Origin of the sequence: Pseudomonas guariconensis (assembly GCF_900102675.1) — a bacterium.
GTDB lineage: Bacteria > Pseudomonadota > Gammaproteobacteria > Pseudomonadales > Pseudomonadaceae > Aquipseudomonas > Aquipseudomonas guariconensis.
This window is the reverse complement of the sequence record NZ_FMYX01000010.1, coordinates 197310-221885: the sequence shown is the minus strand read 5'-3', so window position 1 is coordinate 221885 and position 24576 is coordinate 197310. Positions and strand designations below refer to the sequence as shown.

26 protein-coding genes are annotated in these 24576 nt (G+C 63.4%); 13 read left to right on the top strand and 13 right to left on the bottom strand.

Annotated elements, in window-relative coordinates:
• On the top strand, positions 1-2010 hold a 2010-nt coding region (locus tag BLS27_RS17620), incomplete at its 5' end, for a type I secretion C-terminal target domain-containing protein (RefSeq protein ID WP_139205758.1).
• Between the two features lie 159 nt (positions 2011-2169).
• Entirely contained in the window at positions 2170-2511 is a 342-nt protein-coding gene (locus BLS27_RS17615) for a cupin domain-containing protein (protein WP_090346001.1), read from the top strand.
• A gap of 3 nt (positions 2512-2514) precedes the next feature.
• On the opposite strand, the gene BLS27_RS17610 is transcribed toward BLS27_RS17615, so the two are convergent.
• Together BLS27_RS17610 and BLS27_RS17605 are read right to left on the bottom strand one after the other, a co-directional pair.
• Positions 2515-2880, bottom strand: coding sequence for a YbaN family protein (locus tag BLS27_RS17610; protein ID WP_043214361.1), 366 nt, complete (start codon positions 2878-2880; stop codon positions 2515-2517).
• Positions 2881-2887: 7 nt separating this feature from the next.
• Positions 2888-3475 carry a YecA/YgfB family protein gene (locus BLS27_RS17605; protein WP_043214359.1) on the bottom strand — a complete coding sequence of 196 codons (588 nt, stop codon included), beginning with the start codon at positions 3473-3475 and terminating at the stop codon, positions 2888-2890.
• Positions 3476-3731: 256 nt separating this feature from the next.
• Here BLS27_RS17605 and recQ point away from each other — a divergent pair, with 256 nt between their 5' ends.
• Together recQ and BLS27_RS17595 are read left to right on the top strand one after the other, a co-directional pair.
• The gene (recQ, locus tag BLS27_RS17600; protein WP_043214355.1) at positions 3732-5870 is read left to right on the top strand and encodes a DNA helicase RecQ; all 2139 of its coding nucleotides are present in this window, start codon (positions 3732-3734) and stop codon (positions 5868-5870) included.
• Between the two features lie 116 nt (positions 5871-5986).
• Positions 5987-6424 carry a MarR family transcriptional regulator gene (locus BLS27_RS17595; RefSeq protein ID WP_043214353.1) on the top strand — a complete coding sequence of 146 codons (438 nt, stop codon included), beginning with the start codon at positions 5987-5989 and terminating at the stop codon, positions 6422-6424.
• Between the two features lie 38 nt (positions 6425-6462).
• Here the strand turns inward: BLS27_RS17595 and BLS27_RS17590 are convergent, their stop codons facing one another.
• Positions 6463-8649: a patatin-like phospholipase family protein gene (locus BLS27_RS17590; RefSeq protein ID WP_090345998.1), complete on the bottom strand. Its 2187-nt coding sequence runs from the start codon at positions 8647-8649 to the stop codon at positions 6463-6465.
• Positions 8650-8717: 68 nt separating this feature from the next.
• Here BLS27_RS17590 and BLS27_RS17585 point away from each other — a divergent pair, with 68 nt between their 5' ends.
• A complete protein-coding gene (locus BLS27_RS17585) occupies positions 8718-8999 on the top strand; it encodes an Rdx family protein (RefSeq protein ID WP_043214349.1) in 282 nt (93 codons plus the stop codon).
• Here BLS27_RS17585 and BLS27_RS17580 read toward each other — a convergent pair whose 3' ends face one another.
• Both BLS27_RS17580 and BLS27_RS17575 read right to left on the bottom strand, forming a co-directional pair.
• Positions 9000-9890, bottom strand: a complete 891-nt coding sequence (locus BLS27_RS17580; protein ID WP_043214345.1) for a DMT family transporter — start codon at positions 9888-9890, stop codon at positions 9000-9002.
• A 146-nt stretch (positions 9891-10036) separates the two neighbouring features.
• The gene (locus BLS27_RS17575; RefSeq protein WP_090345996.1) at positions 10037-10801 is read right to left on the bottom strand and encodes an AraC family transcriptional regulator; all 765 of its coding nucleotides are present in this window, start codon (positions 10799-10801) and stop codon (positions 10037-10039) included.
• Positions 10802-11054: 253 nt separating this feature from the next.
• On the opposite strand from BLS27_RS17575, the gene BLS27_RS17570 reads away from it, so the two are divergent.
• Positions 11055-11867 carry a UDP-2,3-diacylglucosamine diphosphatase gene (locus BLS27_RS17570; protein ID WP_043214340.1) on the top strand — a complete coding sequence of 271 codons (813 nt, stop codon included), beginning with the start codon at positions 11055-11057 and terminating at the stop codon, positions 11865-11867.
• Between the two features lie 5 nt (positions 11868-11872).
• Here the strand turns inward: BLS27_RS17570 and BLS27_RS17565 are convergent, their stop codons facing one another.
• Positions 11873-12184 (bottom strand): Mpo1-like protein, encoded by a 312-nt coding sequence (locus tag BLS27_RS17565; RefSeq protein WP_043214337.1) that lies wholly within the window; start codon positions 12182-12184, stop codon positions 11873-11875.
• Between the two features lie 155 nt (positions 12185-12339).
• Here BLS27_RS17565 and BLS27_RS17560 point away from each other — a divergent pair, with 155 nt between their 5' ends.
• Positions 12340-13395, top strand: a complete 1056-nt coding sequence (locus tag BLS27_RS17560) for an AraC family transcriptional regulator (RefSeq protein WP_043214335.1) — start codon at positions 12340-12342, stop codon at positions 13393-13395.
• On the opposite strand, the gene BLS27_RS17555 is transcribed toward BLS27_RS17560, so the two are convergent.
• Positions 13352-14806 carry a TrkH family potassium uptake protein gene (locus BLS27_RS17555; protein WP_043214333.1) on the bottom strand — a complete coding sequence of 485 codons (1455 nt, stop codon included), beginning with the start codon at positions 14804-14806 and terminating at the stop codon, positions 13352-13354. The two genes, BLS27_RS17560 and BLS27_RS17555, sit on opposite strands and share 44 nt — an antisense overlap.
• 159 nt (positions 14807-14965) lie before the next feature.
• Here BLS27_RS17555 and BLS27_RS17550 point away from each other — a divergent pair, with 159 nt between their 5' ends.
• On the top strand, positions 14966-15523 hold the full coding sequence (locus tag BLS27_RS17550) for a nitroreductase family protein (protein ID WP_043214331.1): 558 nt from the start codon (positions 14966-14968) through the stop codon (positions 15521-15523).
• Between the two features lie 33 nt (positions 15524-15556).
• Here the strand turns inward: BLS27_RS17550 and BLS27_RS17545 are convergent, their stop codons facing one another.
• The 6 genes from BLS27_RS17545 to BLS27_RS17520 all read right to left on the bottom strand — a co-directional run bounded on the left by BLS27_RS17545 (position 15557) and on the right by BLS27_RS17520 (position 19607).
• A complete protein-coding gene (locus tag BLS27_RS17545) occupies positions 15557-16894 on the bottom strand; it encodes a sensor histidine kinase (RefSeq protein ID WP_043214329.1) in 1338 nt (445 codons plus the stop codon).
• 60 nt (positions 16895-16954) lie between these two features.
• Positions 16955-17371, bottom strand: coding sequence for an LTXXQ domain protein (locus BLS27_RS17540; RefSeq protein ID WP_043214328.1), 417 nt, complete (start codon positions 17369-17371; stop codon positions 16955-16957).
• Positions 17372-17541: 170 nt separating this feature from the next.
• Positions 17542-18219, bottom strand: a complete 678-nt coding sequence (locus BLS27_RS17535; protein ID WP_043214326.1) for a response regulator transcription factor — start codon at positions 18217-18219, stop codon at positions 17542-17544.
• Between the two features lie 7 nt (positions 18220-18226).
• Entirely contained in the window at positions 18227-18613 is a 387-nt protein-coding gene (locus tag BLS27_RS17530; RefSeq protein ID WP_090345993.1) for an SH3 domain-containing protein, read from the bottom strand.
• 96 nt (positions 18614-18709) lie between these two features.
• Positions 18710-19009: a YciI family protein gene (locus BLS27_RS17525; protein ID WP_090345991.1), complete on the bottom strand. Its 300-nt coding sequence runs from the start codon at positions 19007-19009 to the stop codon at positions 18710-18712.
• A 1-nt stretch (position 19010) separates the two neighbouring features.
• Positions 19011-19607, bottom strand: coding sequence for a septation protein A (locus tag BLS27_RS17520; protein WP_043214319.1), 597 nt, complete (start codon positions 19605-19607; stop codon positions 19011-19013).
• A gap of 67 nt (positions 19608-19674) precedes the next feature.
• Here BLS27_RS17520 and BLS27_RS17515 point away from each other — a divergent pair, with 67 nt between their 5' ends.
• From BLS27_RS17515 to rluB, 5 genes are all read left to right on the top strand, one after another.
• Positions 19675-20535, top strand: a complete 861-nt coding sequence (locus tag BLS27_RS17515; RefSeq protein WP_043214317.1) for a PHP domain-containing protein — start codon at positions 19675-19677, stop codon at positions 20533-20535.
• A 13-nt stretch (positions 20536-20548) separates the two neighbouring features.
• A complete protein-coding gene (locus tag BLS27_RS17510; RefSeq protein ID WP_043214365.1) occupies positions 20549-21178 on the top strand; it encodes an L-threonylcarbamoyladenylate synthase in 630 nt (209 codons plus the stop codon).
• A gap of 125 nt (positions 21179-21303) precedes the next feature.
• Complete coding sequence (locus BLS27_RS17505; protein ID WP_167358115.1) at positions 21304-22002, top strand: segregation and condensation protein A; 699 nt, start codon at positions 21304-21306, stop codon at positions 22000-22002.
• A 23-nt stretch (positions 22003-22025) separates the two neighbouring features.
• Entirely contained in the window at positions 22026-22787 is a 762-nt protein-coding gene (gene scpB, locus BLS27_RS17500; protein ID WP_090345986.1) for an SMC-Scp complex subunit ScpB, read from the top strand.
• Between the two features lie 213 nt (positions 22788-23000).
• On the top strand, positions 23001-24068 hold the full coding sequence (gene rluB, locus BLS27_RS17495; RefSeq protein WP_090345983.1) for a 23S rRNA pseudouridine(2605) synthase RluB: 1068 nt from the start codon (positions 23001-23003) through the stop codon (positions 24066-24068).
• Positions 24069-24576 lie beyond the last annotated feature (508 nt).

Below are 24576 nucleotides of genomic sequence, written 5' to 3'. Positions count from 1 at the left end.
GTCGGGCAATACGGTCAGATTCATCTGAACGGAGACGGCACCTACACCTACACCCTGACCTCGGCGCCGAAGACCCCAGGTGGCGTCAACGATGGCCCGAATACCACGACCGAGACCTTCACCTACCAGGCGAAGGATCAGCAGGGCAATACCATCACCAGCCAGATCGTCATCAACATCGTCGACGACGTGCCCCAGGCCATCGCCGATGCGAAGTCGATCGTGCATGAAGGCGGGGTGGTCACCGGCAATGTGCTGTACAACGATGACCTGGGCGCGGACAAGGTGACCAATGGCAACGTCGTGGTTGGCGTGCGCGCTGGCAGCGACACTTCGACCGCCGCCCATGGTGAGGTTGGCACACAGATCATGGGCAACTATGGCTACCTGATCCTCAAGGCCGACGGCAGCGCCAGCTACCACGCCAACCCCAACAGCGTGGGCAGCGATGGCGCGACCGACACCTTCGTCTACACCATCCGCGACGCCGACGGCGATGAAAGCACCACCACCGTCAGCATCAAGGTACAGGACAGCCAGCCCTGGATCGGTGAACCGCAGGTGACGAACGCGCCTCCTGTGGCTGGGGCCGACCATCTCATCACCAATATCGCCGGCACTGGGATGACGGTGCCGGCCGAGGCCCTGCTGGCCAATGACAACGACCCTGATTACGACAAGCTCTCGGTGTCCTCGACCTACTTCGACACTCGGTTTTCCCCCAACGGCGCAGGTTTTGGCGTGGGAAGCGACACGCCTGTGGCCGACTTCACTGGTACCGGCAGCAACTTGTCCAACCGGGTGCGTGACCTTGCGCGCAGCGAGTTCCGTGGGCCGGCCGACAGCATGGCGGCCGCGCTGATCGTGAGCGGCTTCCTGGCCTCGCCCAACGGCAACTTCGCCAACGCCCAGGATGTTTTGACGGTCACGCTCAAGAAAGGTGAGACCCTGAACCTGCACCATGACGTGTCGGCAAGTCAGGTCGCCATGGCATGGAAGGACGAAAGCGGTAGCTACCAGGCCATCGACAATGACAAAGGTTTCACTGCCAGCCACGACGGGACGTACTCCATCCACATGATCAACTTGTCCAGCGGCAATGGCAGCCACGGCAATGTGAACTACCTACTGACGATGTCGATCGATTACAGCAATGCCGAGCAGGATGCCTACAACGGCACTTACACGGTGAGCGATGGCCACGGCGGCAGCGCGACGGGCAATGCCGACATCACCTACCAGGGCGGCAGTGTGCTCACCGGCACTGCCGACAACGACACCCTGGTTGCCGGCGCGGGGAACGATACCCTGCACGGTGCTGCTGGCAACGATGTGCTGGTCGGTGGCGGTGGTGATGACAAGCTCTACGGCGGGGAAGGCAATGACCTGCTGATCGGCGGCCCGGGCAATGATCTGCTCGATGGCGGTGCAGGTACCGATACCGCCAGCTACGCCTCGGCCCCCGGCGCGGTGACGGTCAACCTGAACCTCACGGGGGCGCAGGATACCGGGGGCGCTGGTATCGACACCCTCAATGGCATCGATAACTTGATCGGCTCCGACTACAACGACCTCCTGATCGGCAATAGCGGCAACAACGTCCTCATCGGCGGGGTGGGCAATGACCGGCTCACCGGGGGGGGCGGTAACGATACGTTTGTGTGGCAGAAGGGGGATGTGGGGCACGACACCGTCACTGACTTCATCCCCGGCAGTGATCGCCTCGACCTGTCGCAGCTGCTTCAGGGAGAGCATGCCACGTCCGCCTCGCTGGACGACTACCTGCACTTCAAGGTCACCGGTACCGGAACCAATGTGGTCTCGACCATCGAAGTCAGCAGTGTGGCGGGCGCGGCGCCCACCCAGACCATCGAGCTGGCCGGGGTCGACTTGGCTCAGCATTATGGTGTCACGGCCGGCGCGGGTGGGGTGATCGCCTCGGGGCAGGACACTGCAACTATCATCAATGGGATGCTCAATGACCACTCATTGAAAGTGGATACTGTCTGAATGTTACGGGCGGCGTGAGACCCGCGCCTGCAGGCGCGGGCTCGCCTCTCGATCCAGGCACAAATGCGACGCCAGGGCATACGCCCTGGTCGTACCTGCAGCACCGGGCCTGCGTCAGCTCCCTAGACTGTGATCGAGCCCACCTCGGAATCAGTCCACATGTCCCTACGCGAATCCCATGCCCCCAGCCAGGTCCAGTGGCAGCCCATGCTCTTGGGCGGTCAGCGCCTGGAAGGCGTCAGCTGGAAAATCCTGGCCGACACCGGCCCCTGGCAGGCCTACTGGATGAAAATGGCGCCCGGCAGCCGCTCAGTGCCGCACCGGCACGCAGCCACCGAGTTGCTGCAGGTGCTGGAGGGCGAAGTCATGGATGTCGATGGTCAGGTGTTTCGCGCGGGCGACAGCTTGGTCTACGCCGCAGGCTCCGAGCATTGGTTGCGTTCGCCCAGGGGGTGTCTGTTGCTGGTGGTGGAGTCCGAACCGTCGTCGCTCAGCGATTGAGCGTCAACCGGGGCGGCGCAGGGTCTTTTGCTTGAGAATGTACAGGCTGACCAACACGGCGCTGGTGAGCATGAAGGCCCGTGCCCAGAACAGGGGCACCAGGTAGCAGGAAAGGCCGATGCTCGCCCACATGAGGCCGATGGCGTAGACCTTGCCTTTGAGCGGGATGCCTTCGCCACTGAGGTAATCGCGGATCCACGGACCCAGTTTGGGGTGGTTGATCAACCAGTGGTGAAAGCGTGGCGAGCTGCGCGCGAAGCACGCCGCAGCCAGCAGCAGGAAAGGGGTGGTAGGCAGCACCGGCAGGAAGATCCCCACCACCCCCAGCGCAACGCTGAGCCAGCCGATGGCCAGCAACAGGTAGCGCATGGCCACCTTAGTGGTGGCGCGGCTTGAGCAGGGCAGGTTTCTCGTCAGGGGCGTGCAGCAGCAGGAACAGCGCGGTGAGCGCCTCGGGGATCTGCACGATCATGTCATCCTGCAGGCTGGCATTGCGGGCGATGTCCTCGAACTCCGGTTGCTCGTCGAACAGGCCCGAACCGACCATGATCGGCAGCAGCATTTCGCTGACTTCTTCCTCGGCGTTCTCGAACCAGGCTTCCTCGCGCAGGAAGACGCCTTCCATGAAACCGATGCACCAGCCGCGCAGGTCGGAGTCGTCCGGCTCGTCGGTCAAGTCCAGGTCGCATGGCAGCTCGAACTCGTCGTCGCTGGCCAGTTGGCGGCCGATGTGGGCCTTGAGGGCCACCAGGGTCGCCTCGATCTCGGTGCGCTGGGCATCGCTCGCGTAGTGGGGCTCTTCAGCGAACAGGGCGTCGATCCATTCGCGCTCGGGAACTTCCTCGGAGCAGATCGACAGCGCGGTCAGGTAGCCATGGGCGGCGACGTAGTCCAGCGCTTCTTCGTGCAGCTCGTCGGCGTCGAGGAAGGCTTGCAGGCGGGTCAGTTGCTCGGCGAAGGACATTACAGGGCTACCTTGGGGAATAAACGATAACGAATTCTAGCACCTTGCGGCGGCTGGGGGCCAAGGGAACGTCTGTCGTGGGGAAGCAGTCAAGGCATCCTGCGCGAGCGGGCACTGGGGTATACTTCGCGATTTTTCACCCAGGGTGCCGTTTCCCCGGCATTCCGGCAAAAGCCGCTTACGCATTGGCAAGTGTGTCTGGCGGATTTTTCGTCCAGCCTGTGTCCAGGATGGTACGGCGATTTTGGAGTTTCCAATGCTCGAACAGGCTCAGCGCGTCCTCAAGGACATCTTCGGCTACGACAGTTTCCGGGGGCGCCAGGCAGCGATCATCGAATGCGTGGCCAGTGGCGGCGATGCCCTGGTGCTGATGCCCACCGGCGGCGGCAAGTCCTTGTGTTTCCAAGTGCCGGCCTTGCTGCGTCCGGGCCTTGCTGTCGTGGTTTCACCGCTGATCGCGCTCATGGACGACCAGGTCGCCACCCTCGACGAACTGGGGGTGGCGGCCGCTGCGCTGAATTCGACCTTGAGTGCCGAGCAGCAACGCGAGCTGGCCGGGCGCCTGCGTCGTGGCGAGGTGAAGATGCTGTATCTGGCCCCCGAGCGCCTGGTGCAGCCACGCATGCTGGAGTTTCTGCGGACCCTGGATATCGCGCTGTTTGCCATCGATGAAGCTCACTGTGTCTCGCAGTGGGGCCATGATTTTCGCCCGGAATACCTGCAACTGGGCCAACTGGCCGAGCTGTTCCCCCAGGTACCCCGGATCGCCCTGACTGCAACGGCCGACATGCGTACCCGCGAGGAGATTGTCCAGCGCCTGCATCTGCAGGGCGCAGAGCGATTCCTGTCGAGTTTCGACCGGCCCAACATCTTCTACCGCATCGTGCCCAAGGAAGCGCCGCGCAAGCAGCTGATGGCGTTTCTCGCAGAGCGCCGTGGCAATGCCGGCATCGTCTATTGCCTGTCGCGCAAGAAAGTCGACGAGACAGCCGCCTTCCTCTGCGAGCAGGGCTTCCCAGCCCTGCCTTATCACGCCGGCCTGGCCGCCGAGACCCGTGCGGCCAACCAGCATCGCTTCCTCAACGAGGAAGGCTTGATCATGGTCGCCACCATTGCCTTCGGCATGGGCATCGACAAGCCTAACGTACGCTTCGTCGCCCACCTCGATCTGCCCAAATCGATGGAAGCCTATTACCAGGAAACCGGCCGTGCCGGCCGTGATGGCCTGCCGTCTGACGCCTGGATGGCCTACGGCCTTCAGGACATGGTGATGCTCAAGCAGATGCTGCAGAACTCCGAAGGCGACGAGCGCCACAAGCGCATCGAGCAGCACAAGCTCGACGCCATGCTGGCGCTGTGTGAAGAAACCCGCTGTCGCCGCCAGACACTGCTGGCGTACTTCGACGAAGTGCTCGAACAGCCCTGCGGTCATTGCGACAATTGCGTAGACCAGGTCCAGACCTGGGATGCCACCGAGCCTGCGCGCCAGGCCCTGTCGGCGGTATACCGCACTGGTCAGCGCTACGGGGTGGGCCATCTGGTCGATGTGCTGGTGGGCAAGGATACCGAGAAGGTGCGTAGTTTCGGTCATGAAAAGCTGTCGGTGTTCGGCGTCGGCAAGGCCCTGAGCGAACACGAATGGCGTTCGCTGTTCCGCCAGCTGGTGGCACGTGCCTTGGTGGACATCGACCTGGAAGGCTACGGTGGGCTGCGTCTGACGGACAGTTGCCGGCCCTTGTTGCGCGGCGAAGTCACCTTGCAGTTGCGCCGCGACCTCAAACCACAGGCCGTGGCCAAATCCTCCGGTGGCGGCAGCCCTGCCAGCCAGCTGGTGCGTGCCGAGGAGCGCGAGCTCTGGGAGGCGCTGCGAGCCCTGCGGCGCAAGCTGGCCGAGGAGCACAGCGTGCCGCCTTATGTCATCTTCCCCGACTCGACCCTGCTGGAGATGCTGCGCAGTCAACCTACCAGCCTCAGCGACATGGCCCAGGTCAGTGGCGTCGGTGCGCGCAAGTTGGAGCGTTACGGCGAAGCGTTCCTCGAGGTACTCAATGGCGGTACGGGGGATCAGGCGCCGAAGGTGGTGCTCGACCTTCGCCACGAGCTGGTCAGCCTGGCCCGTGCCGGCATGACGCCGGCGCAGATCGCCGGCCAGCTCAATTGCAGTGAGAAGAATGTCTACAGCCTGCTGGCCGAGGCCCTTGGTCGCCAGGAGTTGAGCCTTGAGCAGGCTCTGGATCTGCCCGAAGACCTGCTGATGGAAGTGCAGGATGCCTTCCTTGACGGCGAAGGCGAACTGCCTCCGGTATCGGCAGTGTCACCATTGTTCGGCCAGCGCGTACCTGAAGGCGTGCTGCATTGTGTGCGTGCGGCATTGGCCGCGGAGTTCGAGCTGTGACTGACCCTCGTCACGCTTTTTGACGATTATCGGACATTCCCGCGCGCTGCAGCCTTGCCTGTTGGCGTCGGGCATGATTAGCTGGCTAATAATTAGTTCTGTTCATAGAGTCGCTTATGCCCCTGACCGATAACCAACACCGCTTCGGCATGCAGCTGGCCCAGATGTCCCGTGGCTGGCGCGCCGAACTGGACCGCCGCCTTGCCGGGCTCAACCTGTCCCAGGCACGCTGGTTGGTGCTGTTGCACCTGGCCCGCTTCGAAGAGTCCCCGACCCAGCGCGAGCTGGCCCAGAGCGTCGGGGTCGAGGGGCCGACGCTGGCGCGGTTGCTCGACAGCCTGGAGAGCCAAGGCCTGGTGCGCCGTCAGGCGGTGATGGAAGACCGTCGGGCGAAGAAAATCCTGCTGTGCCCACCGGCCAAGCCGCTGATCGACCAGATCGAGACCATCGCCAACGCCCTGCGTCAGGAGTTGTTCACAGGGGTCGACGAGGCTGATCTGGAAGTCTGCATGCGGGTGCATGCGAAGATTCTCGCCAACCTCGAAAAATCCTGAATCCATGCCACGTGGGGCCGCACGGCGGCTCCACTGGTTTAGAAGGTATGACCCAGGTTCAGGTACACCGCCTTCTGATGTTCATCGTTGGCTCCATAGCTGATGTTCAACGGCCCCAACGGTGTCTCCAGGCCCAGGAAGATGCTCGCTGCGTTGATGTACCCGCTGTCGAACTCGTTGTCGTTGTTCCAGGCCCGGCCACGCTCGAGCGAGCCCCCCAAATACAATGGGAAGTCCAGCGGTAGGTAGGCGCGGGGCGTCAGGCGGCGGTAGTAGACCATGCGCATCAGGCTGATGTTCTGCCCCGACACCGAGTCCTGGCGAAAGCCCGACAACTGCCTGGCCCCACCGAACACGAAGCTTGAGGTCACCACCTGGGCGTCATCCAGGGTGCGCCCATAGCGCCCGCCCAGCACCAGGCTGTTCGGCCCGCTGCTGAAGGCCTTGTCCAGCTTGAACTCCCACTGGCGGTACTGCTCGTCCGAATCCAGCGACTTGTCGTATTGGCGCACGGCCAGCCCGATGTCTTCGCCGCTGTGGGGGAAGTACACGTTGTCAAACGTGTCGAAGGAGTACTTCAGCTCGTAGAAACCTTCGTTGAAGCTGACCGAAGGCAGGTCCTGGTCCCCGATGCGTACCTCGGCCTCGCCCCAGGCCTTGCCCACCCCCACGCGTACTTCGCCATAGGTACCGATCTGTCGACCGAGGTTGAGGCCGAAGCCGTAGCGCTCAAGGCGGTATTCGGCGATCGGGTCGTTGTCCAGGGTCGCCTCGATGTTCTGCGAGCCGAAGTCCAGATAGGGCGCGATGAAATAGCGCGAGCCCACATCCAGGGGTTGGTAGAACTCGCTGTAGAGCTCCTGCTGGTCGCCGATCTGGGCACGGGTCAGCCACTCGGCGCCTAGCCGGTTGATACCGTTGACCCGGTAGCTGGCGCCGAGGTTGAAGGCGCTGTCGCCGCGCATGTCGTCCGAAAGATTCAGGCCCAGGCGCAGGTAATCGGTGCCGCCACGCCTGCCGCGGGCATTGATCACCAGAGTGTTGTCATCGCCTTTGTGCACCACGCGGTACTGCACCCGGTCGAAGTAGTCCAAGCCGTACAGAGTGCCCATGTCTGTCTGCAGACGATCCAGCTCCAAGGGCTCGCCCAAGGGTTGGCGGATGTAGTAACGGATCACATCGTCGCTGACCTTCGAATCGTTCTCCACCCTGATCGCGGTGATGATCGGCCGGCGCTGGCGTGGCGAGCGAGCCACGGCCAGCCCGGTATCGCCCTCGGCGCGGCGCAGGCTGGCCAGGCGGTTGTCCAAGGCCCGGGCGGCGCGATAGCCGGCATCGATCATGTCTTGGGCGCGGCCGAAATCGGTCACGCCGAAGGCGGCGAGCGAGGGCTGGATGAGGACATCGTCCTGGTGCAGGCTGGCCAATTGCTCCTCGGAGTTGCGTCGGGTCATCAAGGTGATCGACTGGTTGAGCACGTCGACCACCGTGGCCAGTTGCTTGCGGTCACGCAAGGGGGTGCCGATGTCGACCACGATGGCCAGGTCCACCCCCATGTCCCGCGCCACATCGACGGGAATGTTGTCGACCATGCCACCATCCACCAACAGGCGGCCGTCGAGTTCGACCGGGGCGAACACCGCCGGGATCGACATGCTGGCGCGGATCACCTGGGGCAGGTGGCCGCGGCTGAACACCACCTTTTCGCCACTGGCGATGTCGGTGGCTACGGCGCGAAAAGGGATCGGCAGCTTGTCGAAATCACGGGTGTCGGCGGTGTGGGCCAGCTTGCTTTCCAGCAGCAGGGAGAGGTTCTGGCCCTGGATCACGCCCAGGGGCAGGCCAAGACTGCCATCGTCGCGAAAGCTGAGCTTCTGCTTGACCAGGAAATCGCGGTCGTCCTGCTTGCGCCGGAACGGTACGTCCTTGCGTGGCGGTGCATCGGACAGCGCCTGCTGCCAGTCGAGGGTGGTGGCGAGTTTCTCGAGCTCCTCGACGCTGTAGCCGGAGGCATACAGCCCGCCGATCACCGCCCCCATGCTGGTGCCGGCGATAGCGTCGATGCGTACACCTTGCTCCTCCAAAGCCTTGAGCACGCCGATATGGGCAATGCCCCGGGCCGCGCCACCTGACAACACCAGGCCGACCTTGGGCCGGGCGACTTCAGCGGCCAGGGTAGTGAAACTGGTGACTATCAGCAAAAGGCAGAACAGCAGGCGGCGCATCGTGAGTCTCAAAACCGTGGTCAAAGACCGCTAGTATAAGCGGCTCATCCCGAAGGAGACGCGTTGCCATGACGCAGCCCAAGCCTGAAATCGTCATCACTTATTGCACCCAATGCCAATGGCTGCTGCGTGCGGCCTGGCTGGCTCAGGAGTTGCTCAGCACCTTTGCCGACGACCTGGGCCGCGTGGCCCTGGAGCCGGGTACCGGTGGCGTGTTCCGCATAACCTGCGATGGCATCCAGCTCTGGGAGCGCAAGGCCGATGGTGGCTTCCCCGAGGCCAAGGTGCTCAAGCAGCGACTGCGCGACCAGATCGACCCGCAGCGCGACCTGGGCCATAACGATCGCTGATCAGGCGCTTTCGGCCAGTGAGCGCTGCCTGGGCGGTTGCTCGGCGGCCATGCGACTGGAGAGCACGATGGCGAAGATGATCAGCACACCGCCCACCAACATGCGCACGGTCGGCGTTTCGGCGAACACCACCCAGGCGACGGCGATGCCATAGACCGGCTCCATGCCGAACACCACGGCGGCGGTGCGCGCCTTGATCACTGCCAGGCTGGCGACGAACAGGCTGTGGGCGACGCCTGTGCAGAAGATGCCGAGCAGGGCGATCCACAGCCAGTCCATGGTCGCTACCTGGTTCAGGCCTGGGCCGGCGAAGGGCAGCAGGCACAGGCCGACCACCAGGTTCTGCCACAGCGCCGCCTGTACCGCCGGCAGCCGTCCGGAACCGGCGCGATTGGTCAGCGACAGCAGCGAGAACAGCAATCCCGAGAGCAACGCCCACAGCAGCCCGCCTGTCGCTTCGCTTTGCAGGTCGAAGGCAGGGGTGACCAGGACCAAGCCGATGCTTACCAGCACCACCAGCACGGCCTCGTTGCGGCGTATACGCTCGCGGAACAACACGCCTTCGAGAATCACTGTGAAGGCGGGGAAACTGGCGAAGCCGAGGGTGGCGATGGCCACGCCGCCGACCTTGACGGCAATGAAGAAACTGACCCAATGCCCGGCCAGCAGCACGCCGCCGAGCAGCAGCCGGCGCGCATCCTGGGCGCTGAGGCGTTGCCAACCGGGGCCGGCGAGGCTGGCGAACAGTGCCAGAGCGAGCACGGCGAAGGCGGCGCGTCCGAAGACGATGATCGTGGGGCTGGCACTGGTCGCCAGCTTGCCGAAGACGCCGGTAAGGCCGAAGAAAAGGGCGCCGATGTGCAGGGCGCCAAGGGCGGTGCGGTGGTTCATGGTAGTCCTTGTGATGACAGTGGCCCAGGCGCGGTCGAGCGGGTGTATCCGGCGATGGGTCAGGCGGCCGGCGAACAACCCGCTGGCTCGATATTCCAGGGCCAGTCTACGAGGGCTGTCGCGTACTGTCTGTCGAGATCCTCGCGTCAGTTGTCGCCAGGCTCGCGGCGCAAGGCCATGGGCGAGCGGCCGAAGTCGCGCAGCATGGCGGCAGAAAACGCACTCTGGGAACTGTAACCGACCTGCGCGGCAATTTCGCCGATCGGCAGGCAGGTCTGCTGCAGCAAACGTCGCGCCTTGAGCAATCGCCGCTGGCGGATGTAGTCCATCGGCGTCATCGCGCATTCGCTGGCGAAGCGCGCATGCAGGCGGGCGCTGGACAAACCGGCCAGGCGTGCCAGGTCGGCCACCTGCAGCGGGTGGGCCGCGTGCTGCTCGATGTGCGCATCGAATGCCGCGTAGGGCAGGCGCCGCTGGACGCTCGCCGGCAGGGTGTGCGCGTTGAGGCTGGCCAGCAGCAGGACTGCGCCCTGCTGGGCGATCAAGGGGTCATCCACCGGGCTGCTGGCGAGCCAGTCGACCAACTGTTGCTGCCGGCTGTCCAGGCTCAGAGGGCCTGGACGATCCAGCAGGCGGCGGCTGGCATCGGCGTGGCGGCCCAATTGCTCGTACAACCAGTGTTCATCAGGAACATCCAGCACCAGGCAGTCGCTGCCGGATGGACTGCCGCAGGTGTGATGTGCGCCGGCTGGCACCACCATCAGGCCCTGGCGCTGGACTAAAGCGCCATGGCCCTGCACCTCGAAATCCAGGCGGCCGCCCAGGCCAAACACCAGTTGTGAATGGTCGTGACTGTGGGCAATCAGGTCGTGGCGGTAGTGGCGCAGGGAGAGGATCGGGCCGGCGGTCATGGGAGCTTCCTCGCGGGGCAGGGCGCTAGGCTCTGTGCGAAATGTATCCGCACTCGCCCACACTGCGTTGAAACGGGGTTTGGAATGCTCGTATACGCTAATACGCTGCGCTTGCCCGCTCCGTTTCGTGAACACATTGCATTCGAGCCCTAGTGTACACACCGGGCTGTTGCCCGGGGAATCCGTCACGCCGCTGCCACCAACCTGTCATCCGCAACTGCCAGTCTCCAGCAAACAGCGCAGGAGCCTGCCCATGACCCATGCCGAACTCGCCCGCCCGTCGCGCAAGCAACGCGTGCGCACCTTGTGGATTTCCGATGTGCACTTAGGTACCCGCGATTGCCAGGCCGAACACTTGTCGCAGTTTCTCAAGGGGTACCAGGCCGACCGCATCTACCTGGTCGGGGACATTATCGATGGCTGGAAGCTGCGCGGTGGCATCTACTGGCCCCAGGCCCATACCAATGTCATCCGTCGGTTGCTCACCCTGAGCAAACGCGGCACCGAGGTCATCTATGTCACTGGCAACCACGACGAATTCCTGCGGCGCTACTCCAAGTTGATCCTGGGTAACATCCAATTGGTGGACGAGGCCGAACACTTGACCGCCGATGGCCGGCGCCTGCTGGTGATCCATGGCGACCAGTTCGATGTGATTACTCGCTACCATCGCTGGCTGGCGTTCCTGGGTGATCGGGCCTATGAATTCACCTTGGTGCTCAACCGTTGGCTCAACCAGTGGCGGGCCCGCTATGGCTACGGCTACTGGTCGCTGTCGGCGTACCTCAAGCACAAGGTCAAGGGGGCGGTGAACTTCATCAGTGACTTCGAAGATGCCATCGCCCACGAATGCACCCGGCGGGGCTTGCACGGCGTTGTCTGCGGTCATATCCATCACGCCGAGATTCGCCAGGTAGGAGAGGTGCAATACCTCAATTGCGGCGACTGGGTGGAGTCATGCACGGCGCTGATCGAGCACTGGGATGGGCAGATCGAACTCTATCGCCTGGCCGATGCCCAGGCCCGCGAGGCCGAGCGCTTGGCCGCGCTACGTGAGACGGCCTAGCTGCCTTAGAGGCTGATCTTGCCGCGCAGGATATCGCGGAACATGGCGAAGTCGCCCAGCAGGCTGTACAGCGGATGGCTGAAAGTGGCCGGGCGATTCTTCTCGAAAAAGAAATGACCGATCCAGGCAAAGCCATACCCGGCAAAGGGTACGACCAGCAGTAGTTGCCAGCGCCCGCTGGCGAAGGTGTAGGCGAGCAGGGCGATGACCAGGCTGGTGCCGACGAAGTGCAGGCGGCGGCAAGTGGGGTTGCTGTGTTCGCCCAGGTAATAGGGGTAGAACTCGGCAAAACTTCGAAAATGTGCGGTAGGGGTCATGGCAGTACTCCCGTCAGGTTCGCGTTGTGAACAGATACACGGCGCGGAGCCTGAATCGAGTCTAGAGTGATTGTCGGAGCCGGCCAGTGACCAAAGGCGCCAATTGAGTATCTTTTCGATTCGCCGCATGAAGCGGTCAGCACAAGAAGCCTGCCATGAGCGAGAGAACCACGTCAGCCAGCTGGGCATCAGGGATTGTCAAAGCGCTCGAGCTGGAAGGGCTCGATTGCCAGGCCATGTTCAAGCAGCTCGGGCTGGATTTTGCGGCCCTGGACGATCCTGACGCGCGCTTTCCCCAGGACGCCATGACCCGCCTGTGGCAGCTGGCGGTGGAGCTTTCGGGCAATGAGGCGATTGGCCTGAACATGGCCCGGGTGGTGCGTCCGGCATCGTTCCATGTGGTGGGTTATGCGCTGATGTCCAGCCGCACCCTGGCCGAGGGATTCGAACGCCTGGTGCGTTATCAGAGAATCATCGCCGAGAGCGCCGATCTGAGCTTTCGCCTGGAGCCGGAGGGTTACGCGCTGGTGCTGACCGTGCATGGCGACCACCTGCCTCCCACCCGCCATAGCGCCGAGGCGTCGCTGGCTTGCGCGTTGTCCTTGTGCACCTGGCTCAGTGGGCGTGCCATCCAGCCGCGCCGGGTGTTGATCCAAGGGCCACAGCCGAAGAACGTCGAGCCCTACAAGACGGCGTTCCATGCCCCTTTGGTGTTCGGTGCGCCCCATGATGCGCTGGTGTTCGAGCGGGCGGACATGGAGGCCCCGCTGCCGACGGCCAACGAGGCCATGGCCGTGCTGCACGACCGATTCGCAGGGGAGTACCTGGCACGCTTCTCGGAAAGCCGGGTGACTCATCGGGTGCGCCAGGTGTTGTGTCGCGTCCTGCCCCAGGGTGAGCCCAAGCGCGAAACCCTCGCCCAGGCGTTGCACCTGTCCCAGCGTACCCTGCAGCGCCGCTTGCAGGAGGAGGGCACCAGCTTCCAGACCTTGCTCGACGACACCCGCCGGGAACTCGCCGAACAGTACCTGGCCCAGCCCGGCATGACTTTGCTGGAAACCGCCTACCTGCTGGGGTTTGCCGACCCGAGCAACTTTTACCGGGCGTTCCGCCGCTGGTTCGATGTCACCCCAAGCGAGTATCGCGCCCGCCTTGAGGCAGAGTCGGTCAGTGACGCCAGAACGCCGGCATGCACAACACCAGCACCGTAATGATTTCCAGACGGCCGAGCAGCATGCCGCCTGAAAGAATCCATTTGGCCGCATCCGGCAGGGTCGCATAGTTGCCCGCAGGGCCAATCACCTCGCCCAGGCCCGGCCCGACGCCGGAGACGGTGCCCGCGGCGCCGGTCAGCGCGGTCATCCAGTCCACGCCCAGCAACGACAGCAGCAGGGCGATGACACAGATGGTGACGGCGAAGAAGAACGAGAAGGTCAGGATCGAGCGCACGATCTCTTCGTCGAGACGGTGGCCGTTGTATTTTTGCTTGATGACCGCGCGGGGGTGGATCAACTGGTTGAGGCTCGCCTTGAGCAGGATGTAGGCGACCTGGAAGCGGAAGATCTTGATGCCACCGGCGGTGGAGCCGGAGCAGCCCCCGATGAAGCCCAGGTAGAAGAACAGCATCAGCGAGAAGTTGCCCCACAAGCTGTAGTCGCCCAGGGCGAACCCAGTGGTGGTGACCACCGACGTGACGTTCAGCGCCACATGGCGCAAGGCGTCGAGCCAGTGCAGATTGGTGGTGGCCCAGTACCAAGTGCCCAGTACCAGCCAGGTGGCCACCAGCAAACCGAGCAGGCCTTGGACCTGCTGGTCGCGGATCAAGGCCTTGCGGTTACCGCGCAAGGTGGCCACGTACAGGGTAAACGGCACGCTGCCCAGGATCATCACCACCACCGCCACCCAGTGCACGGCTGGGATGTCCCACTTGGCCAGGGACTGATCGGAGGTGGAGAACCCGCCGGTGGAAATCGCCGACATGGCATGGTTGATGGCATCGAACGGCCGCATGCCTGCCCACCAGAACGCCAGGCTGCCGAACACGGTGATGCCGACATACACCGCCACGATCGACTTGGCGACCATGTGCGAGCGCGGCATGACCTTTTCAGAGCGGTCGGAGGATTCGGTCTGGAACAGGCGCATGCCACCGATTCGCAGCAGCGGCAGGATCGCTACCGCCATGCCGATGAAGCCGATGCCGCCGAGCCAGTGCAGCATCGAGCGCCACATCAGGATGCCTGGGGACATGTTGTCGAGCCCGCTGAGCACCGTGGCGCCAGTGGCGGTGATGCCGGACATGCTTTCGAAAAAAGCGTCGGTGTAGCTGATGTGCTGGGTCAACAGGAACGGCAGGGCGGCGAACACGCACACGACCAACCAACTGCTGACCGTCAGCAGGTACATGTCGCGTGGGCGCAGGTGGACGTGCTCTGGCCGCCCCTGAACGACCAGCGCCAGGCCGGCGATGAAGGTGATCAGGCTCGACCAGAGGAACGAAGGCATGTCGCTGGTGCGTTCGAAGACCACCAGGGTCGTCATGGGCACGACCATGCTGACCGCCAGGGTGATCAGGAAGATGCCGATGATGAAACCAATGATCCTTAAGGTCGGCAACGCCATGTGATCTGCTCTGACTCGAAACGGAAAGGGCGCCATTTTAAGCGGCAGGCTGCAAGCTGCAAGCGGTAAGCGTGAGAGGACGTTTTTCTTGCGGCTTGCAGCTTGCGGCGTGCAGCTTGAGAATGGCCGCACTTTTTCAATCTGCCAGGAGGGTAGCCCATGGAGGCTCTCGACGCATTGCTCAACCGTGTTTCCGTGCCACGCCTGACCGACCCGGCGCCCAATGCCGCCCAGCGCGAAGCGCTGTTCCAGTCGGCCTTGCGCGCCCCGGACCATGGCCAGCTGCGCCCATGGCGCTTCCTGACCATCGAGGGTGCGGCTCGTGAAAAGCTCGGTGAGCTGTTCGCCGAGGCGGTACAGAAGAAGGGCGACGCCAGCCAGGCCGCGCTGGACAAGGCGCGGGCCATGCCGCTGCGTGCGCCTTTGCTGATCGTGGTGGTGGCTCGCCTGCAGGACCACTTCAAGGTGCCCAAGTCCGAGCAACGCCTTGCAGCCGGTTGCGCTGCCCATGGCATTCTCATCGCCGCTCATGCCCAGGGGATCGGCGCTGTGTGGCGTACCGGCGACATGGCGTTCGATGCTCATGTGCACCAAGGCCTGGGGCTTGCCGACAACGAGGAGCTGATCGGCTACCTGTATGTCGGCACGCCCATGGCTGAGCCACGGACCGCTCCGGTGCTGGCTACCGCCGACTTCGTCAACGCCTGGGGCGAGTGATTCACCAGGGCCGCTGCACGGCCCTGGGTCCTTTCAGTCGGTAATCATCTCGCAGGGCAGCTCCAGCGTCGCGACAAACCCGCCTTGCGGATGATTGCCTAGCACTAGGTTCCCGCCGTGGCGTTCCGCCGCCCGTCGGGCGATGGCCAGTCCCAGGCCGTGCCCAGGTGCTTCCTGCCCAGGAGCGCGGAAGAATGGCTCCCCCAACTGCGCCAGGTGCTCATCGGCCACCCCGGGCCCATGGTCACGTACGCTCAGTACGATCCGCCCAGCCTCGCGAACGGCATGGATCTCGATCGGCTGACCTGGCGGGTTGAAGCGCAAGGCATTGCGCACCAGGTTGTCCACGGCACGCTCGATCAGTGTCGGCCAGCCTTGCAGGGTGAGCCCCGGGGTGGCCTCCAGGCGTATTTCCTGCTCCGGGACGCTGAGCTGGGCGTCCTTGCGCACGCTGCCCAGCAGGGCGTTGAGGTCCACTGGCTCGGCATGGGACTGCTCGGCGTCGACCCTGGCCAGGGCGAGGATTTCGCTGATCAGGTCTTCCAGGCGATCGCACTCACGGGTCAGTCGCGGCCATAGGGCCTGGCGCTGCTCAGGCTCGGCACGTTCGGCCAAGGCCAGGGCGATGCGCAGCCGCGCCAAGGGTGAGCGCAGCTCGTGGGAGACATCGCGCAGCAGTTGCCGCTGGCTGCCGATCAGGCTTTGCAACCGCGCGCCCATCTTGTTGAAGTCATTAGCCAGTACACCGAACTCGTCACGCCGGGCCGCCAGTCGCGCCAGGCTGTTCTGCTGGTAGCTGGTTTGTCCCAGATCGTGTACCGCCCCTCGCAGCCGGCTGAGCGGGCGGGTGATCGACAGCGTGACGAACAGGCTGAACAGCGTCAGCACCACCAGGGCGATTCCCAAGGCGCTGAGCGGCCACAGCAGGCTCTCGCGGTGCCAGGCGTTGAGCGCCGGATGTGGAATGCGGTAGATCAGCAGGTAGGTCTCGCCACTGTCCGGGCTGGTGTATTCCTGGGTCAGGCGACGCCAGGGCAGACGGCGCTGGTCATTGTGCTGACGGGCCTCGAAGGCGGCGGCGCGACGTGGGAAAGTGCCCGGGACCACGGCCTCGCCACTGTCGTTGAGCACCTGCACGTCGATGCCAAAGCGGTGCTTGCGCCGTTCCAGAAAGCGCTGGGCAGACTCCAGGCCTTCCTGCTCATAGTGCTGGGTCCAGCGGCTGGCCAGGGTATTGAGGCCCGGATGGCGACTGAGGATCCAGGCATCCTGGTTGAGCATGTGGCCAAGCAGGATCGACAGGCCGGCGACCAGGGCGATGGCCAGCCAGAAGCTGGCCAGGATGCGCCAGAACAATGACCGCAAGAGCACCTCCTGAAAGCAAGAAAAACCCGGCCCGCCGGGAGGCGGGTCGGGCGCAGGGCTGACAGCTTACTGGGCCTTGGTGCCTTTTTCAGCTTTCCAGGCCTGGAACTCCTGCCACTCGGCCTTGCGGGCGGCGCGTTCCTTTTGCAACTCGTCGAACTTCTTCTGCTGGTCGGGCTTGAGCAAGGCGCGGATATCGGCCTGGGTCTTGTCGTGGCTGGCCTTGATCTCGTCTTTCATGGCCTTCTGGTCGGCAGCCGGCAGCTTGGCGATGTAACGTTCGGTGATGTCGCGGCGGTGCTTCATTTGCTCGCCCATCAGCTTGCCGATCTGCTGGCGCTGGTCGCGGCTCAGGTCCAGTTGGGCGAAAGGCGCGTCACCGCGATGATGCCAGCCACCGTGGTGCGGACCGCCTTCGGGCATGGCCATGGCCACGGTCGGCAGGGTGGCGGCGAACATCAGAGCGATAAGGGTCTTGCGCATGGTGTTTCTCCTTTCATGGGCCGGTGGTTACCGGATGAGCCCAGTCTAGGGAAAGCAAGGTCAAGGGCGGTCAGGTGAGCGTAAAGACTTGGTAAAGGCTTGGGCTGCAAGCTGCAAACTACAAGACAGATCCGTGGGGAGGCTGCCTTCTCGCAGCTCATCGCTTGCCGCTACAGGCTGTAGTAGTAACCGCGGCTACGCAGGGCAACGATGCGAGGTCGGCCATCAGGGTGCGGGCCGACTTTCTTGCGCAGGTTGCTGACGTGCATGTCCAGGCTGCGGTCATAGAGGGTCAGCTTGCGGCCCAGGGCGATCTGCGCCAGTTCCTGTTTGTCCAGTGGGTCGCCAGGCTGGCGCAGCAATGCCTCGAGAATGCGGCTTTCGGAAAGCGTGAGGGTCATTTCGCGAGCATCGACACTGACCACGCCCCGCGCAGGGCTGAAGGTCAGGTCGCCGACTTCGAGCTGGGTGCTGGTGGCTGCCGGGTGGCTGCGACGCAGCACCGCGCGCAGGCGGGCGGTGAGCTCGCGTGGGTCGCAGGGCTTGGCCAGGTAGTCGTCGGCGCCCAGCTCCAGGCCCAGGATGCGGTCCAGGGGTTCGCCGCGGGCCGACAGCATCAGCACTGGCAACTCCGCATGCTCGGTGCGCAGTTGCTTGAGCAGCTCCAGGCCACTGCCATCAGGCAGCATCACGTCCAGCACCACGGCCGCCGGCGCATGGGCAGCCAAGGCTTGGCGCGCGCTCTGGCCATCGTGGCAGGCACGTACGTCGAACCCTTCCTGGCTCAGCCAACTGCCGAGCAGCTCGCAGAGTTCCTGGTCATCATCAATCAGTAACAGCTCGCTCATGACTCACTCAATTCAACCATTGACGGCGTCTTCTGTGTCCGCCACTGGCTAAGATACCGCAGACAGCCGAAAACAGTGCAACGGCCGAGCCGATCACGAACCATAACTGCTGGTCGCTGAGCAGCGGTACCGGGGCGCTGGCTTGCAGCTCCTTGAGCGAAAGCTTAAGGCGCTGGTTTTCCTGGCGCAGGCGTGCGAGCTGGGTATTGTCTTGCCCGTTTTGGGTGTCTTGCAATTGCTGGTTGAGCGCGGCGCGTTGCTGTTCACTGTCCTGCAGACGTTGCTGCAGCTCGGTGATCTGCGCAGCGGCAGTCAACGACAGTGGTTCTTCGGCAATGGCGAAAGGGGACAGCGACAGCAGGCAAAGCAGCAGTGACATCGGACCTCGGCGCATTGGAACTCCTGATTCCTATCGGTTCAGAAGGTTGTCGGCCGCAGGTCGTAATAGATGAGCGCGGGCCTCATGAACCTGTCATGAGGCCCGGTCCGATCAAGGCAGGACTTGCTTGAATGGCTTGACCACGACCTTGTCGTACACGCCGGCGGCGATGTACGGGTCGGCATCGGCCCAGGCTTGGGCGGCGGTCAGGGAGTCGAATTCGGCGACGATGAGGCTGCCGGTGAAGCCTGCGGCGCCTGGGTCGTTGCTGTCGATCGCCGGGTGCGGGCCGGCCAGGATCACACGTCCCTCGGCCTTGAGCAGCTGCAGGCGCTCGATGTGCGCCGGGCGGGCAGCCAGGCGTTTTTCCAGGGAACCTTCGACGTCGCTTGCGATGATGGCGTAGAGCATGTCAATCCTTAGGTTTGGAAGTGGAGGGGTCGCTGTCATGCAGGTGGCGCGACAGGTACACGCCCTGGGCCACCAGGAAGATCACGGTCATGCCCAGGCTGCCGAACACCTTGAAGTCGACCCAGAAGTCCTGGAAGGTGAATGCGACGAACAGGTTGGCCGCACCGCACACCAGGAAGAAGCCGATCCAGGCCAGGTTCAGGCGCGTCCAGATTGCCTCGGGCAGGCTCAGGGCGTGGCCCATGATGCGCTTGATCAGGACCCGGTCACCGACGAAGTGGCTGCCGGCGAAGGCCAGGGCGAACAGCCAGTTCACCACCGGTGCTTTCCACTTGAGGAAGGTTTCGCTGTGGAAGGCCAGGGTAAGGCCGCCGAACACCAGGCAGGCGACCAGGGTCAGCAGCTGCCCCTTCTCGAGCTTGCCGTGGCGCAGGAACAGCGCGCCGTAGACCACCAGGGAGCTGAGAATCAGCACCGCCGTGGCGCTGTAGATGCCGCCGAACTCGACGCTGTGACCAGCGATTTCGACCGCGCGCGGGTCGAGTTTGTAGACGATGAAGAACAACAACAGCGGGATGAAATCGATGAATTGTTTCACAGTGGCAGCCAGAAGCGGGATGTGACGGCATAATAACAAACATCGATTCCAGCGAAAGCGCTCCTCCATGAATGTTGATCTGCACTGTCACAGCACGGCCTCCGACGGCGCCTTGTCGCCTTCGGCCCTGGTCGCCCGGGCCCACGAGCACGGGGTGCAGACGTTGGCACTGACCGACCACGACACCATAGAAGGCCTGGCCGAGGCGCGTCAGGCCTGCCACGCCAACGGCATGCGCTGGGTCAGTGGAGTGGAACTGTCCTGTACCTGGGGGGGCGCCACGATCCATGTGCTGGGCTATGACTTCCCGCTCGATGCACCGCCGCTACTCGAGGCTATCGAGGCCTTGCACCGTGGCCGTTGGCTGCGCTCCGAGGAAATCGACCGACGGCTCGCGGCCAAGGGCATGCCCGGCACGCTCGAAGGCGCCAGGGCGGTGCAGCAGGAGCTGGGCGACAGCGGCAATGCCCCGGCGCGTCCGCACTTTGCCGAGTTCCTGGTGCGTGCCGGCCACGTCAAAGACCGCGGTGAGGCGTTTCGCAAGTGGCTGGGCGCCGGCAAGCTGGGCGACGTCAAGCTGCATTGGCCGACCCTGGAGGAAACCGTCGCCACGCTGCGTCGGTCCAACGCTTGGGTGAGTCTGGCCCATCCGATGCATTACGAGTTGACTCGCAGTAAGCGCAGACGGCTGATTGCAGACTATATTCAGGCAGGCGGGCAGGCGTTGGAGGTGGTCAACGGGATGATGCCGGCCGAGCAGGTGGGCACGATGTCCATCCTCACCCGTGAGTTCGGCCTGCTGGCAAGTGCTGGCAGTGACTTCCACGGCCCCGGCACCTGGGGCGAGATCGGTGCCTACCGGCCATTGCCCGAGGATCTGCCACCTTTGTGGCGCCGATTCAGCCATGAACAGCCTTTGGCGGTATGAACAGGACGACTACGTGAGCCAATTTTTCCAGATTCATGCGGAAAACCCGCAGGCGCGCCTGATCAAACAGGCCGTCGAGATCATCCGCAAGGGCGGTGTCGTGGTCTATCCGACCGACTCGGCCTACGCGATGGGCTGCCAGATCGGCGACAAGACTGCCGTGGAGCGGGTCCGACGACTGCGCCAGCTGGACAAGAACCACAACTTCACACTGCTGTGTTGCGACCTTTCGCAAATGGGGTTGTTCGCCAAGATCGACACAGCGACCTTCCGTCTGCTCAAAGCGCACATTCCCGGTCCCTATACCTTCATCCTCAATGCCACGCGGGAAGTGCCCAGGCTGTTGTTGCATGAAAAGCGTCGGACCATCGGCCTGCGGGTTCCTTCCAACCCCATTGCCCGGGCACTGCTCGAGGAATTGGGCGAACCCTTGATGAGCGTGAGCCTCATCCTGCCCGGTGATGAAGAGCCGATGACCGACCCCTACGAGATCCGTGCGCGCCTTGAGCATCATGTGGACCTGATCATCGATGGCGGCTTCGGTGACCTCAAAGCTTCCACCGTGATCAGCCTGGAAGGTGACGAGCCGGAAGTCATCCGTGTTGGCTGTGGCGACCCTGCGCCGTTCCTGGCGCCCGCGTGAGCACGGTGCAAGAGGCCCCGGCCCCGGTCGCTGACAGCGAGGCGCCGCAACAGCTGCAACTGGCGCTGGTCTACGGCGAGGCACTCACCGAACTGCCGCTGGACCTGTACATCCCTCCTGACGCCCTGGAAGTGTTCCTTGAAGCCTTCGAGGGCCCGCTGGACTTGTTGCTGTATCTGATCCGCAAGCAGAACATCGACATCCTCGACATCCCCGTGGCGGAGATCACCCGCCAGTACATGTCCTACGTCGAGCTGATGAAGAGCGTGCGCCTGGAGTTGGCCGCAGAGTACTTGGTGATGGCTGCCATGCTTGCCGAGATCAAATCGCGCATGCTGCTGCCGCGCTCCAGCGAGGTCGAGGAGGAAGAGGGCGATCCACGTGCCGAGCTGATCCGCAGGCTGCAGGAATACGAGCGCTTCAAAGCCGCCGCCGAAGGCCTCGATGAGCTGCCGCGGGTAGGCCGGGAGATTGTCGTGCCGCGCCTGGAGGCGCCTCAGGCCAAGGTTCGCAAGCTGTTGCCCGATGTTTCTCTGGAGGAAATCCTGCTGTCCATGGCCCAGGTGATGCGGCGCAACGACCTGTTCGAAAGCCATCAGATCACCCGCGAGACCTTGTCGACCCGTGAGCGCATGAGTGAAGTGCTCGAACGACTCAAGGGTGGCGGCTTCGTGCCGTTCATCGAGCTCTTTACCGCCGAGGAAGGCAAGTTGGGGGTGGTCGTCACCTTCATGGCAATTCTCGAACTGGTGAAGGAATCGCTCATCGAACTGGTGCAGAATGACCCCTTTGCCCCGATCCATGTCCGTGCCCGGGCCGAGTGACCACGAGCAAGCCTTTCCTACCGATGAACCTGAACGAACCCCGTGACCTGGCCTCGCTGATCGAAGCCTTCCTCCTTGCCTCTGGCAAGCCGCAATCGCTCGAGCGCCTGTACGAGTTGCTCGAAGAGGCCGAGCGCCCCGCGCCTGCTGTCTTCAAGAAGGCTTTGGAAATCCTGGCCAAGTCCTGCAATGGCCGCGCCTTCGAGCTCAAGGAAGTGGCGACCGGCTATCGCCTGCAAATCCGCGAGGACTTTGCGCCCTGGGTCGGCCGGCTGTGGGAAGAGCGTCCGCAGCGCTACTCCCGGGCGCTGCTGGAGACTTTGGCGCTGATTGCCTATCGCCAACCGATCACCCGCGGCGAAATCGAGGATGTGCGCGGTGTGGCGGTCAACAGCAACATCATCAAGACCCTGATGGAGCGTGAATGGATCCGTATCGTCGGTTATCGTGAGGTGCCCGGCCGACCGGCGATGTTCGCCACCACCAAGGCATTGCTCGATCATTTCAACCTCAAGAGCCTCGATGAGCTGCCGGCTCTGGCCGAACTGCGCGAAATGGACACCGAGCCGTTGCTGGATCCGGATGACGCACCCGTGCCTGCGCACCTGCAGGCGCTGGCCGATGCGAGCCTGGGTGAGGACGAGGAGGGCGAGGCGCCGCCTCGGGAGGAGACCAGCTTCCGGACGCTGCTGGTGGAGCTCGATGCGATGGAACATGGGCTCAAGACCGATTTCGATGATCTGCGGAATGAGGCTGCCAACGTCGAGGATGAGCCTGAGTCATAGATCGCTCTGGCCCGTTCGCGGATGAACCCGCGCTCATAGGTGCAGCGGGGCTACGGGTGACGCTGCAGCACCTTCGGGCGGAAACTCACAGCCCAATCGCGATAAACCGTTAGTCTCCAGTGCGTTCGTCCGCCGAACCGCGTATGATGCGCGCCCCTTTGGCGCATCTTTCGCCAAAAAAACGCTTTCACTACTACACCGGGAGGTGCCCAGATGAGTGACCAAGACCTGCAAGAAACCCAATCCACCCCTCCGTCCGGCGAAAAGCTGCAGAAGGTGCTGGCGCGTATCGGCGTCGGTTCGCGTCGTGACGTCGAGGCCTGGATCAGCCAGGGCCGTATCAAGGTCAATGGCGTCGAGGCTACCCTTGGCCAGCGTGTCGATCTGCACGATGCCATTGCCGTCGATGGCAAGCTGATCAAGCGTGTGGAGGCCGCCGAGGCCACCCGCCGCGTGATCATGTACAACAAGCCTGACGGCGAGATCTGCACCCGTGACGATCCGGAAGGTCGTCCGACTGTGTTCGATCGCCTGCCGCGTCCGAAAGAAGGGCGTTGGATCAATATCGGCCGTCTGGACATCAACACCACTGGCCTGCTGCTGTTCACCACCGACGGTGAACTGGCCAACCGCCTGATGCACCCCTCCTACGAGATGGACCGTGAGTATGCGGTGCGTGTGCGCGGTGAGGTCGACGACGACATGGTCGATCGCCTCAAGGCGGGTGTGATGCTCGAAGATGGTCCGGCGAAGTTCACCGACATCCAGAAAGCTCCGGGCGGCGAAGGCTTCAACCACTGGTACCACTGCGTGGTGATGGAAGGTCGCAACCGTGAGGTACGTCGCCTGTGGGAATCCCAAGGCGTGGTGGTCAGCCGCCTCAAGCGCGTGCGCTTCGGTCCGGTGTTCCTCAATTCCGACCTGCCGATGGGGCGTTGGCGCGAAATGACCCAGGGCGAGATCGACATCCTGGCAGCGGAAGTCGGCCTGCAGCCGGTGGCGTTGCCAGCGTTGAACCTCAAGGCCAAGGACAAGCTCGAGCGCATGCAGCGCAAGTCCACCCGGCCGCTCGGTCGTGGCGAACGTGTGCGTACCCTGCGTCCCGCCCAAGATGGCCAAGCCGAGCGTCCTGCGCGTGAACGTCCGACCCGTGAAGAGGCGCCACGCAAGGGCGGTCGCAGCAGCACGGTTGCCGAACGCCCCAGCGAGATGCGTAAGCGTCCGGCCAAGCCGGAGGCCGAAAAGCCAGCAGGCCGTGGCCGCGGCAAGCCACGCGGCTGATTGCTCAGCGTCATAGGAAAGGGGCCCTCGTGGCCCCTTTTTTGCGCCTCTAGAAATCTAACATCTTGATCCGACGCGATTTTTTATGGGGTCTGGAAACCCTATCGACCAGCTTGTAACAAAATCTTTACGAATTTCGACCGTTTTTGCCGGTACACCTGTGCATGTAAACAAATTCTGCCAAGTGCCGCGTTCCAGAGCTGTTTCTTTGCCACTCGCCCCCTTGTTCAACCCGTCGCCGCACGCTGATATAGCGCCCATGCCGTGTGCAGGGCCTGGCCGTAGAGCTGGGCATCGAAAACAACAAATGGAGGCGCCATGTACGCCGATCATCTTGCCTTTTCAGGCCTTCCCGCCAGGATCGCTGCGTTTTTTCATCAGGAAATGACGCAACGCGTTGACGCCTGCGCGTACGCAGGGGTATACAATGCGCCGCGTTTTACCTGTGACCCCAATGCGTACCGCGCACTCTTGCTGACGCCTGGTTGAGTCGCCCGGGGCCTGTCCC